Consider the following 12,680-nt stretch of genomic DNA (forward strand, 5'->3'; position numbering starts at 1 on the left):
GATCAGGCCGGCGGTGTGCACGCGATTCGATTCGGCGTCCACCTCGTTGCAGCCGGTGTTGCCAATGTGCGGATACGTGAGGGTGACGATCTGGCGGGCATAGGAGGGATCGGTGAGGATCTCCTGATAGCCGGTCATCGCCGTGTTGAAAACCACTTCGCCAACGGTATGGCCAGTGGCGCCCACGGCGTAGCCGTGGAACAAGCTGCCGTCTTCGAGGGCAAGCAGAGCGGGAATGGGCATGGAGGCCGCCTTTAGGTGCAGCAAAGCCCGCAAGCCGCAATCAAGCTGGCTTGTGGACCTTGGGTCAGAGAAGTCTTGGGCGGGTCCAAATGATAGGCCTACGCGCCCTTTGTGTCCACCAGATGAAGCATGAATGCGTTGGCGTATGACACCTTGCAAAACGACCGTCAGAGCTACACTACCGCGTCCCCAAGGAGATTGACCGCCATGAACGCCGCCGTATTGCTGGATCCTGCCCGTCTCGACCGACCGGACACGGATATTCGGCTGGAACCGTTTCCGTTCATGATCGCCCACGGCCAGTTGCCAGATGAAGCACGCAACGAGATCGAGCGCGACTTTCCGCGCTACGCCAGCGCTGGCTTCTTTCCCTATGACCCCAGCGATTGCGGCCCTACGGTCAATACCCTCGTACAAAACCTGACCACGCCGGAGTTCGCCAGCGCCGTCGGCCGCCGGCTGGGCATCGATAACCTCGGTCAATATCCGACCCTGGTGACCCTGTGCCGCTCGCTCAACAAGCGTCATGGCACCATCCATACCGATAGCAAGTCCAAGGTGGCTACCGCCCTGCTCTATCTCAATACGCAGTGGCCCGATACCAGCGAAGGATGCCTCCGCTTCCTGGCCAAGATCGACGATATCGACGACGTGCTCGCGCCAGAGCTCACGCCGCTGTACGGCGAATTCGCCGTATTCAAGCGCTGCGACAATTCCTTCCACGGCCATCTGCCCTTCGAAGGCGAGCGCCGGGTGATCCAGGTCGCCTGGCTCACCAGCGAAGAGGAAAAGCTGCGCAAGACCAAGCGCGGTAAATTCGCTCGCGTGTTCAAGAAAATGTTCGGCTCACTCGATCGCAAGCTCGGTGCCGACCGCGACCGCAATGCGGCCCACCGCGATTGACGCGCCTGTGCGACCGGGCTCACCGTGAGTCCGGTCGTCGTCCATACCCTTTGCGAAATGCTGGCCTATGCAGTCGGCTTTCGCACGTTCTTGTGGACCCGCAAGCGACTGGCACCGGCTTCGTTCGGCAATAACGACGAGGTAGCCTGGGTGGCGGTCGGCGCTATCGTCGGTGCGGCGCTGGGGGCGAAGCTCTCCTACTGGATCGACGATCCACTGACGGCTTTTCGCGACTTTCCGGACTGGCGCCGGCTACTTGAAGGCAAATCCATCGTCGGTGCCCTGCTTGGCGGATTGCTGGGGGTAGAACTGAGCAAGAAAATCGCCGGCGTAAAGCAATCGACCGGCGATGCCTTCGTGTTACCGCTGACCGTCGGCATGTGTATCGGCCGCGTTGGGTGCTATCTGGCAGGGCTCGATGACCATACCTACGGCATCGCCACCTCGTTGCCCTGGGGCGTCGATTTCGGCGACGGAATCGCGCGCCACCCGACGCAACTTTACGAGATAGCCTTCCTGCTCGCGCAATACGCTTGGATTCATGCGCGGCGCGAGGCTTTCGATGAGCCCGGCGACCGCTTTCGCGCTTTCATGATCGGCTACCTAGCCTTTCGCCTACTAGTGGAATTTATCAAGCCGGTGTTCTATGCCTATCCAGGCCATCTCTCCGGCCTGCAGCTACTGTGCACCGCCGGCTTGCTCTACTACCATCGCGATATACCGCGCATCATGCGAGCCATGCTTAGGGGACGAAGCAGCACATGGGAGCCAAGGTAAGGCCGTACCTTTTCTACGACAGCGCAGTATCCATCTGTACCACCTGCCTGCGCCGCGTCGAAGCGAAGATCCTGATCAAGGACGAGCGCGTCTATCTGGAAAAGTGGTGCCCTCATCATGGGCGCGAACGTGTATTGATTGCCGACGACGCGGCGTATTACCGCCAGTGCCGCGAGATCTACATCAAGTCGCCGGAAATGCCGCGACAATTCAATACCGCTCAGTACTACGGGTGTCCCTACGATTGCGGCCTGTGCCCGGAACACATGCAGCACTCGTGCCTGACCCTGGTCGAAATCACCGATCACTGCAATCTGCGCTGTCCGATCTGTTACGCCGAAAGCGGGCCGCATCGCCCAGGCTTTCGCGATCTGGCCACCATCGAGCGCATGCTCAATGCCGTAGTCGCCAATGAAGGCGAACCGGACGTCGTACAAATTTCCGGTGGCGAGCCGACTCTGCATCCGGATTTCTTCGCCATTCTCGATGCCGCACGGCAACGCCCGATCCGACATCTGATGGTCAATACCAACGGTTTGCGCATCGCGCGCGAACCGGCGTTTGCCGAGCGCCTGGCCGGCTATCAGCCTGGATTCGAGCTGTATCTGCAATTCGATTCGTTGCGCGACGAGGTGCACAAGGATTTGCGCGGCGCCAAGCTGCGCGACGTTCGCTTGAAAGCCCTGGAGCACCTCAACAAGTACGACATCTCCACCACCCTGGTGGTGACAGTCAAAAAAGGGCTCAACGATCATGAACTGGGCGAGATCGTCGATTTCGCCTTGACCCAACCTTGCGTGCGCGGTGTGACTTTCCAGCCAATCCAGGCCGCTGGACGCCTGGAAGGCTACGATGCGGAGCGCGACCGGCTCACCTTGAGTGAAGTGCGCAGGCGCATCCTTGAACAAAGCCCGCTGTTTCAACCGGACGACTTGATTCCCGTGCCCTGCAATCCCGACTGCCTCGGGATGGCTTATGCGTTGAAACTAGCGGACCAGGTCTTGCCGCTGACGCGGTTCGTTTCGCCGAAAACCCTGGTCGCCAAAGGACGCAATACCATCGTAGTGGAACGCGACGAAGAATTGCGCGCCCATGTGTTCGAGCTGTTCGCCACCAACCATTCACCCGAATCGCAAGCTTGCTCGCTATCGGACTTGCTGTGCTGCCTGCCGCAAGTCCAAGCGCCGACGGATCTCTCCTATCGCAACGTCTTCCGTGTGTTGATCATGCAGTTTATCGACGCGTACAGCTTCGACCTGCGCGCCGTGAAGAAATCCTGTGTGCATATCGCCCAGCCCGATGGCCGTATGATTCCCTTCGACACCTTCAACTTGTTCTACCGCGACGACAAAGCCGACAAACTCGCCGCACTGCGTCGCGAGATCGAGCAGACACGCGCCATCGAAGCGAGCACGCCATGAGCGACGAACGCCCGTCCAATCCCTATCGCCCACCTGCTACCAATCAACCCGGCATTGACCCGCCAGTACCGAGTGGACAGGGTTCGATCGTACTTGGCATCGTATTGGCTTGGGGCGTCATGATCGTAGGCGTCCTGGCGCTGGCAGGCGTTGCGAATGTCATGCCTGCGCTCCTCTATGGCTGGTTTGTCCCGCCACTGGCCGTGGCGATCGTCGGCTTGGTACTCATGCGCGCGGGAAAGCGGCGCACGGGCAAAGGCATGTTATTAGGCTTGGCCTCCGTCTTCGGTGTGCTGGTGCTGCTGGTTGCCGCCTGCTTTGGGTTGGTGATGGTCAATGGCGGATTTGGCGGCCTGTAGCGGCGCCCGGACAGCAGCGCGGGATTTTCCGCCAGCAACCTCGTAAACTTGGCAAAGGGGCGACGGATGTCAACCGTCGCAAGAGTTCAGGCCAGAGGGAAAACATGCCTGTCATTTTTCTGTTGTCGTTGGCGCTGCAGATCGCCTGCGCCGTCCATGTGGTGCGCAGCGGCCGCCCCCTTTACTGGATCTGGCTGCTGTTGATCGGGTCTTATCTGGCCGTCATCGTCTACGTGGTCGTCGCGGTCATTCCGGACCTTCGCCACGATCCGCGCGGCCGCAAGGCGGCGAGCAAACTGGTGCAAACCATCGATCCGCAGCGGCGCCGACGCGAGCTGCAGCGCAAGCTGGAACTTGCCAACACGGTCGAAAACCGTCGCCGTCTCGCTGAAGAAAGCCTGCAATTGGGCGATTTCCAGAACGCACAGGAACTCTATCGCAGTCTGCTCGCAGGCATGTACGCCACCGAGCCGGACTTCATGCTTGGCCTGGCACAGGCACAGGCAGGCAACGGCGATTTCGCCGATGCTCGACAAACGCTGGAACAACTCATCCAGGCCAATCCGAACTACAAATCCAGCGACGGGCACCTGCTCTACGCCCGTTGCCTCGAACAGCTCGGCGACAAGGAAAAGGCGCTGCAGGAATACCGCGTGCTGGCCGACAGTTACCCCGGTGAAGAAGGCCGCTACCGCTACGCCAGCTTGCTCAAGGACACACAGCGTCACGCGGAAGCGCGCGAGGTACTGCAAAACCAGCTAAACCGCGCAAAGCTGATGCCTCGATACTATCGCCAAAAAGAACAGGGCTGGCTGAAGGCGGCCAAGCTCGCGCTCGCGGAACTTGGCGACGCCTGAGAACTTCACGCGCTGGCGAAATGCCAGATCACGTATCCGGCAAACACGCCATAGAGCAATCCCACCGGCATCAGCAAGCGTCCGTCGACCTTGCCGCGGCGGAACAGCCACCACAAAAAGATGACCGCGATGCCGGTCAACACACCGGCCACCATCAGCGGAGCGTCGAACAGCCAAGGCGTGGCGAACAAAGCCAGCGAACTGGGGATCGTCGCCTGGATCATCATGGCCCCTGAAATATTGGCCAAGGCCAGCCGCTCCTTGCCTTGCCGTACCCAGATCAGCGCATTGATCGTTTCGGGCAGCTCAGTTGCCACTGGGCTCAGCACAAGCGCAACCAGATGCGGCGATAACTGGAACGCCTCGCCGATGGCCTCGATCTGCTTGACGAATGTATGTGAGGCGATGGCTATCACCGCCAACGCAAGCGCCGTCTGCAGTGCAATCATCGCAATGGCGGGATTGGCCGCGCGCGGTTGCAGCTTCAATGGCTCCAGCGGATCTTCATCTTCGGGCACGACATCGTCGTGCTTCAGTTCGCGCCAGACATACAAGCCATAGGCTGCGAGAAACAGTACGCCAAGCCAGGGCTTGATCGCGAAAGCTACCAGGCCGAGTCCGCACTTGACCACGAAGATCGTCAGGAACCAGAACTGATCGCGGGCAAGCCGCGGGTGATTGACCCGCACCAGGTTATCGGTGCGCTGCAAGCGGTGGCGATTGCCCCATAACGCGAGACCGACAACCGCATAGGCGATCGTGGCCAACACCAGCGGGCCGCCAAGAGCCGCGCCAACACCGATATCCCTCTGCTCCGGTGTGCGCCCGAACACCACGGCCACAAAAGTCACCGCGCTTTCAGGCAGGGCGGTACCGAAGGCAGCCAACACGGTGCCGGTGGCCGTCGCCCCCAGGTTGAGTTTTTGCCCGAACCACTCGACGCCGTTGACGAAATACTCGCAGGCAAGATAGATCGCACCGGCCGAAAGCAGGAACAGCAAGGCGGTCAACATGAAAACTTCCTTGGCCGGGCGAGCGCGAATACCTATGGCACACCGACTCGCGCTCGCCCGGCAAAGGTGAGCCAAGTCGTGGCCAAAGGTCTCGCCGGGCACCGCACTCTCAGGAGCCGAGAATGCGAACCATCCGCGCCATGAAGCTGTGCTTCAAGTCTGTTGACGCGAATTCCTCTTCGATGACGCGCCGCACGGCGCATCGGGAGCGAGGATGGCTACTCCCCAATGACGAACGGCGTCATGTTAGCGGCGCCCAGCGCCGTCGGCAAGCTTACGCGGTCCTTTTCACCCGCCGCGTTCGGCCAGCATGGCGTCGAGGTCGTAATGTCCGGGCGCCTTGCCGACCAGCCAGCGCGCGGCTTCGATGGCGCCACGGGCGAAAATGACACGGTCGGTCGCTCGATGAGACAGTTCTACGCGCTCGCCCTGCCCGATCAGCATGGCGTTATGCTCGCCCACGATATCGCCACCGCGAATGACGGAAAAACCGATGGTGCCGGTCTTACGCGGCCCCGGGCGACCTTCGCGCACATAAACGGCCGACTGCTCCAATGTTGTGTTGCGAGCGGCGGCAGCGGCATGACCCAGTGCCAATGCCGTGCCGGAGGGCGCGTCTTCCTTGCGGTTGTGATGGGCCTCGACAATTTCCAGATCCCAGTCGCGCAATGCGGAGGAAGCCTGGCGCAAGACGCGGGTGAGCACTGCGATACCGAGGCTGAAATTCGCCGCGTGCAGCAACGCAATCGACGTAGCGTCGAGACGTGCCTGCAAAGCGCTGTCGATGCCGGTCGTGCCGGTGACCAGGGCAACACTGTGTCGCTCGCAATAGTCGAGTGCGGAAGCGAGGCCGGCCGGACCGCTGAAATCGATGACGACATCGGCGATCTTGTCGACGGGCAAGGTATCGCTATAGGCGAGTGCGTCGCCGGTGGCGAATACCGATCGCCCGGCATGGCGTGTCGACGCGATCGCTGCACGCAGATCGAAGCGCGTATCGTCGCGAATCAAACCGAGCAACGCTTGACCCATGCGGCCGGTGGCGCCATTGACGATCAGGCGGATGGGTGCGGACATGGTGTTGCTCCAAGGGCAAAGCTAAAGCGGAAATGCTAGAGCAAGAGCCCCCCTCACCCCAACCCTCTCCCCCGGCAAGCCAGGGGAGAGGGAGCCTGACTGAGGTAAGCCTCAATGCTTCGCACTTGCGCAGCCTGCTCCCTCTCCCCTGGCTTGCCGGGAGAGAGGATTGGGGTGAGGGGAGCTCTTAGAATCCTACGAAGTCACCCGCGACCAGAACTGCTTGACCCCATCCATCCACGACTTTTCGCGCGGCATATGCTTGTAGGCATCGCCGTTGCTGAAAGTCGCTTCAAGCTGCTCGAGCAAGTCGCGCTGCTCCTTGGTCAAACGCACCGGCGTCTCCACGACGACGCGGCAAATCAGGTCCCCAGCGCGCCCGCTGCGCACTGACTTCACACCACGCCCGCGCAAGCGGAATTGCTGACCCGTTTGTGTTTCCGGCGGAACGCTGATCGGTACTTCGCCATCGAGCGTAGGCACCTGCAACTCGGCGCCGAGTGCCGCCTGCGCGAAACGAATCGGCAGCTCGCAATGCAAGTCATTGCCGTCACGCTGAAAAATCTCGTGCTCGCGTACGCGCATTTCGACGTACAGATCGCCCGCCTCGCCACCTGCCGGACCGGCTTCGCCTTGACCGGTCAAGCGAATGCGGTCGCCATTGTCGACGCCTGCCGGGATGCGCACCGATAGCGTGCGCGTCTCTTCCAGCCGCCCTTCGCCACGGCATTGCTTGCAAGGCTTCTCGATTGCCTGGCCGCTACCGCCGCAATGCGGGCATGCCTGCTGGATCGAAAAAATGCCGTTCTGCATGCGCACGCGACCATGACCTTGGCAGGTCTTGCATTGCGCAACTTTACCGTCTTCCGAACCACTGCCGTTGCAGTGGTGACAATTGACCTGGGTCGGAACCTCGATCTTTTTCTCGATACCGAAAACGGCTTCTTCGAGGTCGAGCTCCATGATGTAGCGCAGATCCGAGCCGCGGCGCGAACGCCCACGGCCGCCACCGCCCATCCCGAAAATATCGCCGAAGATATCCCCGAAGATATCGCCCATATCGCCGAAGCCACCGGCTCCGCGACCGCCACCCATGCCGCCCTCGAAGGCCGCGTGACCGTACTGGTCATACATCTGGCGCTTCTGCGCATCGGCGAGTACTTCATAGGCTTCCTTGGCCTCTTTGAATTTCTCCTGCGCATGCGGATCGTCCGGGCAGCGATCCGGATGGTATTTCATCGCGAGGCGACGAAATGACTTCTTCAGCTCAGCTTCGGTAACCGTCCGCTCGACGCCGAGAACTTCGTAGTAATCACGCTTGCTCATTCGTGTATCCGTTTCGGCACGCGCTCCGACCATGACTCGCGCAACCGCACTGCCCCTTTTAATACCTAGCCCGCGCCAGGAAAAAGATCCCGGCGCGGGCTGCAACGGACCAGTCGCTCTGACCGGTCCATATCATTTACTTCTTGTCGTCCTTGACCTCGGTGAACTCGGCATCAACAACGTCGTCCGGCTGGGCCGAACCGTGGGGGCCTTGCTGGTGAGCTGCGTCAGGCTGCTGACCGCCAGCACTCTGGGCAGCGGCATACAACGACTGCGCTGCCTGCTCGAGCTTTTCGATCTTCGACTCGATAGCTGCCTTGTCGTCGCCGTCCTTGACCTTCTCCAGGTCGGACACGGCACCTTCGATCGTGCTGAGCTGATCGGCCGGGATCTTGCCGCCATGCTCCTTGATCGCACTGCGCGTAGCGTGGACCAGCTGATCGGCCTTGTTGCGCGCACCGACGAGCTCATGGAACTTGCGGTCTTCCTCCTTGTTGGCCTCCGCATCGGCAACCATGCGCTGGATTTCATCCTCGGACAGACCCGAACCGGCCTTGATCTCGATCTTCTGTTCCTTGCCGGTCTTCTTGTCCTTGGCCGACACGTGCAGGATGCCATTGGCGTCGATGTCGAAGGTCACTTCGATCTGCGGCATGCCGCGCGGCGCCGCATCGATGCCGGAGAGGTCGAACTTGCCCAGCGACTTGTTCGCGCTCGCACGCTCACGCTCACCTTGCAGCACGTGCACGGTGACCGCAGTCTGGTTGTCGTCGGCGGTGGAGAAAATCTGCGAGGCCTTGGTCGGCACCGTGGTGTTCTTCTCGATCAGCTTGGTCATCACGCCGCCCATCGTCTCGATACCCAGCGACAGCGGGGTGACGTCCAGCAGCAATACGTCCTTGACCGAACCGCCGAGCACGCCGCCCTGAATGGCCGCGCCCACAGCGACGGCTTCGTCCGGGTTGACATCCTTGCGCGGCTCCTTGCCGAAGAAATCCTTCACCGACTCCTGCACCTTGGGCATACGGGTCTGACCACCGACGAGGATCACCTCGTCGATATCGGACACGCGCAAGCCAGCGTCATTCAACGCGGTGCGGCACGGCTCGATCGTGCGCTTGACCAGATCTTCCACCAGCGCTTCAAGCTTGGCGCGGGTCAGCTTGATGTTCAGATGCTTCGGACCTGAGGCATCGGCCGTCACGTACGGCAGATTCACTTCGGTCTGATGCGAGGAGGACAGCTCGATCTTGGCGCGCTCGGCAGCATCCTTCAGGCGCTGCAGCGCCAGCGGATCCTTGCGCAGATCGATGCCCTGGTCTTTCTGGAATTCCTCGACGAGATAATCGATGACGCGCTTGTCGAAGTCTTCGCCGCCCAGGAACGTATCGCCATTGGTGGCCAGTACTTCGAACTGCTTCTCGCCGTCGACTTCGGCGATCTCGATGATCGACACGTCGAAGGTGCCGCCGCCAAGGTCGTACACCGCGATCTTGCGGTCACCGCCCTTCTTGTCCAGGCCATAGGCCAGCGCAGCCGCCGTCGGCTCGTTGATGATGCGCTTGACGTCCAGACCGGCAATGCGACCGGCATCCTTGGTCGCCTGGCGCTGGCTGTCGTTGAAGTAAGCCGGCACGGTGATGACCGCTTCGGTCACCGTCTCGCCGAGATAATCTTCGGCGGTCTTCTTCATCTTCATCAGCACCTTCGCGGAGATCTCCTGCGGCGCCATCTTCTTGCCGTCGGCAGTCTGCACCCAGGCGTCGCCGTTATCGTGCGCAACGATGCCGTACGGCACGATGTCGAGATCCTTCTGCACCTCGGCATCGGTGAACTTGCGGCCGATGAGGCGCTTGACCGCATAGAAGGTGTTCTTCGGATTGGTCACGCCTTGGCGCTTGGCCGGCGCACCCACCAGAACTTCGTTATCTTTGGTAAACGCAACGATCGACGGCGTGGTGCGATCGCCCTCGGCGTTCTCGATAACCTTGGTGGTGCTGCCATCCATCACGGATACGCAGGAGTTGGTCGTGCCCAGATCGATACCGATGATCTTGCCCATATGCTCTGACTCCAAAAAATTCTTTAAAGCGGCCCCCGCGGCCGCGACTGGTTTCTAAGTGGGGCTCAGGCTCGATGATTCAACGCCGTCAAGACCTTGTAGCCCTTTGTTCGTCGCCGCCGTCACCGCCGATTCAGCTGTGCGACCGCGCCGTTGTGCTCTTTAATCCTTGGCCACGGCGACCAGCGCCGGACGCAACAGACGATCGTTGAGCACATAGCCCTTTTGCAGCACGGTCACCACGGTACCCGGTGCCTGCCCCGGTGCCTCGACCATGCTCACTGCGTGGTGACGTTCCGGATCCAGCGGCTGACCGAGCGGGTCGACCTGCACCAAGCCGTTGTTCTGCGCAATGCGCAGCAACTCTTTCAGCGTCAGGTTGATGCCTTCGCGCATCGTGGCGACGTCGCTGACTTCCACCGTCATGCCGCGCTCGAGTCCGTCGTAGATCGGCAACAACTCATTAAGCAGCTTCTCGTTGGCGAAGCGGCGCGCCTGCTCCAGATCGCGCTGAAGACGGCGGCGCTGGTTTTCCAGATCCGCGCGCTCGCGCAGTACGCTGTCGCGCAATTCCGCATTACCTGCTTCCAATTCAGCGATACGCTGCCTGAGCGCGTCGAGATCGGCCTGCATCGCCTCTTCCGCCGCGTTGGCTGCCGGATTTTCCGGTGCCTGCGAATCGTTGTTCTGCATGAAAAACTCCAAGCGTCATCCAGGGCCGGCATGTATTTGCATACCGACCAGTAAACTTAATGCGGGGTAATTCCCGCCTCCCGAACGGCGTTATGAGGCCGTTGCCGCGCGATTCAAGGCGTCGCTCAGCAATCCGGCCGTGGCTTGTACCACAGGTATGACCCGATCGTACGCCATGCGGGTAGGACCGATCACCCCGACCGCCCCCAATACCCGTCCTTGCGCCCCATAGCTGGCGGTCACCACGCTGCAGCCATCCAGCGCGGTAAAGCCCGACTCTTCGCCGATAAACAATCGCACGCCCGGCGCTCGGGCGCACACTTCCATCAGCTGTAGCAGCTCGTTTTTCTTCTGGAACGCCTCGAACAGCTCGCGTAACCGCTCCAGATTGCCCAGCTCGGCATACGACATCAGGTTGGTCTGGCCGCTGACCAGCACATCGTCGCCCTCGCTATGGGGGGCGAATGAGGCGGCGGCCAGTTCCACCGTGCTCGCCAGCAGGCGATTCAGCTCGCTACCGGCTTCCTTCAGCTCGCGTAACAAATGCGTGCGGATATCGTCCACGCGCAAGCCGGCGAAATGCGTATTGAGGTAATTGGCCGCCTGCTCCAACTCGCGGGCATCCAACTGCTTGTCCAACCGAACAATGCGGTTCTGTACCTGGTTATCGGAAAACACCAGGATAACCAGCACCTGTTTCTCCGGCAGTGGCACGAAATCGATATGGCGCAGCGGGAAATCGGCCTGGCGCGGCACAGAAACCACTCCGGCGAAATGCGTCATGGCCGAGAGCAGCACCGAAACATTGCCCAGGAGATCGCGTGTCGTCGTCGGCCCTGGCGGCAATTCGCGGCGCAACCGCGCCATCTCCTCGAACGGCAGCGGTTGCAGTTCGATCAAGCTGTCGACGAACAGCCGCAACCCGCGAGGGGTCGGCACGCGGCCGGCGGATGTATGCGGCGAAGCTACTAACCCGGCTTCTTCCAGATCCGCCATGATGTTACGGATAGTCGCCGGGCTGACGTCCAGCCCTGAGGAACGTGAAAGGGTGCGCGAGCCGACCGGTTCGCCGTCGCTCAGATACTGCGAAATCAGCGTGCGCAGCAACCTGCGGGCACGGGGATCGAGTTCATGGCCAAAGGATAGAGGCATGCGCGGCTGTGGCAATCCGTGAGACAGCAAAGAAATAAGGTGTGCGCGGGAAGAATGCAAGAAAGGGGACGGGAGACGGGGTGGCAAGGAGTCAATCCCGACGCCATTTCGCGGCCCCGATCCCCAAAAAAGTCGGCCCACCTTTACAATCCCCCAACTTCAAAACTGCGCCATCCATGCTCACCTCCCTCTACGTCCGCCATTTCGCCGTCGTCGAAGAAGCCGAGATCGCTTTCGGGCCGGGGCTGACCGTTGTCAGCGGCGAGACCGGCGCCGGCAAGTCGCTGTTGGTCGACGCCCTGATGCTGCTGGCCGGCAGCCGTGCCGACAGCGGCATGGTACGAACCGGCAGCGACCGCGCCGAACTAGCCGCCGAGTTCGACCTGGCCGACCTGCCCGAGGCCCGCGACTGGCTCGCTCGCGAAGAGCTGGACGAAGACGGCGCCTGCCAGTTGCGCCGGGTCATTCGCGCCGAGGGCAGTTCGCGAGCGTGGATCAATGGCCGCCCGGCCAATGCCACCCAGCTCGGCGAGCTGGCTTCGCTGCTGGTGGAAATCCATGGCCAGCATGAGCATCAGGCCTTACTGTCCCGCGCCCATCAGTTGTCCCTGCTCGATGCCTATGCCGGCCATGAAGCGTTGCTGGCCCAGGTCCGCGAAGCCACCCAACAGTGGCGCGCGGTACAGGCGCGCATCCAATCCCTGAGTGGCGGCGATGACCGCGATCAGCGCATCGAATTGCTGCGTCACGAACTGGGCGAATTGGAAAAATGGGCTCTACCGGCCGATCGGCTCGTC

Annotated in this window: 13 protein-coding genes and 1 riboswitch; of the genes, 6 read left to right on the plus strand and 7 right to left on the minus strand. The window is 61.3% G+C overall.

Going from position 1 to position 12,680, the window contains the following annotated elements:
* On the minus strand, positions 1-243 hold a 243-nt coding region (locus VIM98_RS04100), incomplete at its 3' end, for a carbamoyl-phosphate synthase domain-containing protein (RefSeq protein ID WP_331991822.1).
* 207 nt (positions 244-450) lie between these two features.
* Between VIM98_RS04100 and VIM98_RS04105 the strand changes: the two genes are divergently transcribed.
* The 5 genes from VIM98_RS04105 (at position 451) to VIM98_RS04125 (ending at position 4,560) form a co-directional block, all read left to right on the plus strand.
* Positions 451-1,146, plus strand: a complete 696-nt coding sequence (locus VIM98_RS04105; RefSeq protein ID WP_331991823.1) for a 2OG-Fe(II) oxygenase — start codon at positions 451-453, stop codon at positions 1,144-1,146.
* 24 nt (positions 1,147-1,170) lie between these two features.
* A complete protein-coding gene (locus tag VIM98_RS04110) occupies positions 1,171-1,923 on the plus strand; it encodes a prolipoprotein diacylglyceryl transferase (protein ID WP_331991824.1) in 753 nt (250 codons plus the stop codon).
* A complete protein-coding gene (locus tag VIM98_RS04115; RefSeq protein WP_331991825.1) occupies positions 1,908-3,344 on the plus strand; it encodes a radical SAM protein in 1,437 nt (478 codons plus the stop codon). Before VIM98_RS04110 ends, VIM98_RS04115 begins: the two co-directional genes overlap by 16 nt.
* Positions 3,341-3,703 carry a hypothetical protein gene (locus tag VIM98_RS04120; protein WP_331991826.1) on the plus strand — a complete coding sequence of 121 codons (363 nt, stop codon included), beginning with the start codon at positions 3,341-3,343 and terminating at the stop codon, positions 3,701-3,703. The genes VIM98_RS04115 and VIM98_RS04120 overlap by 4 nt, the downstream gene beginning before the upstream one ends.
* Before the next feature lie 104 nt (positions 3,704-3,807).
* Complete coding sequence (locus VIM98_RS04125) at positions 3,808-4,560, plus strand: tetratricopeptide repeat protein (RefSeq protein WP_331991827.1); 753 nt, start codon at positions 3,808-3,810, stop codon at positions 4,558-4,560.
* A 5-nt stretch (positions 4,561-4,565) separates the two neighbouring features.
* On the opposite strand, the gene VIM98_RS04130 is transcribed toward VIM98_RS04125, so the two are convergent.
* The 6 genes from VIM98_RS04130 to hrcA all read right to left on the minus strand — a co-directional run bounded on the left by VIM98_RS04130 (position 4,566) and on the right by hrcA (position 11,883).
* Positions 4,566-5,573, minus strand: coding sequence for a sodium:calcium antiporter (locus VIM98_RS04130; protein ID WP_331991828.1), 1,008 nt, complete (start codon positions 5,571-5,573; stop codon positions 4,566-4,568).
* A gap of 87 nt (positions 5,574-5,660) precedes the next feature.
* A riboswitch (yybP-ykoY riboswitch) is annotated at positions 5,661-5,812 on the minus strand.
* A gap of 49 nt (positions 5,813-5,861) precedes the next feature.
* Positions 5,862-6,650, minus strand: coding sequence for a 4-hydroxy-tetrahydrodipicolinate reductase (dapB, locus tag VIM98_RS04135; protein WP_331991829.1), 789 nt, complete (start codon positions 6,648-6,650; stop codon positions 5,862-5,864).
* 195 nt (positions 6,651-6,845) lie between these two features.
* Complete coding sequence (gene dnaJ, locus VIM98_RS04140; protein WP_331991830.1) at positions 6,846-7,976, minus strand: molecular chaperone DnaJ; 1,131 nt, start codon at positions 7,974-7,976, stop codon at positions 6,846-6,848.
* 136 nt (positions 7,977-8,112) lie between these two features.
* Positions 8,113-10,038, minus strand: coding sequence for a molecular chaperone DnaK (gene dnaK, locus VIM98_RS04145; RefSeq protein ID WP_331991831.1), 1,926 nt, complete (start codon positions 10,036-10,038; stop codon positions 8,113-8,115).
* Positions 10,039-10,200: 162 nt separating this feature from the next.
* Complete coding sequence (gene grpE / locus VIM98_RS04150) at positions 10,201-10,731, minus strand: nucleotide exchange factor GrpE (protein ID WP_331991832.1); 531 nt, start codon at positions 10,729-10,731, stop codon at positions 10,201-10,203.
* Positions 10,732-10,821: 90 nt separating this feature from the next.
* Positions 10,822-11,883, minus strand: a complete 1,062-nt coding sequence (hrcA, locus tag VIM98_RS04155) for a heat-inducible transcriptional repressor HrcA (protein ID WP_331991833.1) — start codon at positions 11,881-11,883, stop codon at positions 10,822-10,824.
* 176 nt (positions 11,884-12,059) lie between these two features.
* Here hrcA and VIM98_RS04160 point away from each other — a divergent pair.
* Positions 12,060-12,680 (plus strand): AAA family ATPase (locus tag VIM98_RS04160; RefSeq protein WP_331991834.1); only part of this gene is annotated, 621 nt, incomplete at its 3' end.

This window comes from Dyella sp., assembly GCF_036568765.1.
Classification (GTDB): Bacteria; Pseudomonadota; Gammaproteobacteria; order Xanthomonadales; family Rhodanobacteraceae; genus GSA-30.